We start from the raw sequence: 1,118 nt of genomic DNA, 5'->3' as shown, positions 1-1,118 counted from the left end.
TTCTAATCACACTATTTAATGATTCAATCGCATTCGTCGTATAAATCACCTTACGGATATCTGCGGGGTAATCGAACAGCGTATTCAAGTTCTCCCAGTTAGCATGCCATGAACGACCGATTTGAGGGTATTTATCATCCCATTTATCACAGAAGCGCTCTAGCTCTGACTTGGCCTCTGATTCGGTGACTGATTGATATATACACTTCAGATCACTGGTTACTTGCTTGTAATCTTTCCAAGGAACAAACTTCAATGAGTTTCGCACCATATGGACGAGACAGAGCTGAATCTTTGCATCAGTAAACGTTGCATTAATCGCTTCAGGAAAACCTTTCAAGCCATCAACACAAGCTATTAGCATGTGTTTCATGCCTCTATTTTGAAGATCGGTCAGCACTGAAAGCCAGAATTTAGATCCCTCATTTTCAGAAATCCACATGCCTAATAATTCTTTATGGCCTTCAACATTAATGCCCAGCGCAAGGTAAATGGCTTTGTTGATCACGCGTTTATCCTGGCGTATTTTTAACACAATACAGTCTAAATAAACGATGGGGTATACAGCATCTAGCGGTCTATTTTGCCATTCAACAACTTGCTCGATAACTGAGTTTGTCACTTGAGAAACGAGGCCGGCAGAGATATCTGCACCATACATTTCTTGAAAAGCAGCGACAATGTCACGCGTACTCATTCCTTTGGCGTAGAGCGTTAGGATTTGTTCATCCATCCCTGTAATACGGGTTTGCCCTTTTTTGATGAGTTGTGGTTCAAAGCTAGCGTTGCGATCTCGAGGGGTTTGAAGCTCAATCTCGCCATGATCACCTTTAAGCGTTTTGGTTGAGTAACCATTACGGCTATTACCACTGTGGTTGCCAGAAGGCTTGTGTTTATCATACCCCAAGTGGAAGTCCATTTCGGATCTGAGCGCCGCCTCAACGGTTATCTTCGTTAGCATTGCACTCAATTGATTAAGATCATCCGGTGTTTTAAGGTCTTTGGCTAACTCATTTGCGAGTGCTTGCAGTTTTTCTTTATTCATTGTGTTACTCATTATAATGGCCTTTGATAAGGTTATAGATAATGAACGTTTACACAATTCTTTTTACACCCTC

At 41.6% G+C, this 1,118-nt stretch carries 1 protein-coding gene; it reads right to left on the bottom strand.

Annotation, left to right across the window (positions count from 1 at the left end):
* Window positions 1-1,045, bottom strand: a 1,045-nt coding sequence (locus KSO91_RS17325; RefSeq protein WP_238744265.1) for an IS256 family transposase, incomplete at its 3' end; no start/stop codon positions are given.
* Window positions 1,046-1,118: the final 73 nt, after the last annotated feature.

The sequence above is a fragment of the Psychromonas antarctica genome (assembly GCF_022267535.1).
Lineage (GTDB): Bacteria > Pseudomonadota > Gammaproteobacteria > Enterobacterales > Psychromonadaceae > Psychromonas > Psychromonas antarctica.
The sequence above is the reverse complement of the archived record's forward strand: the minus strand, read 5'-3'. Positions and strand labels throughout refer to the sequence as shown.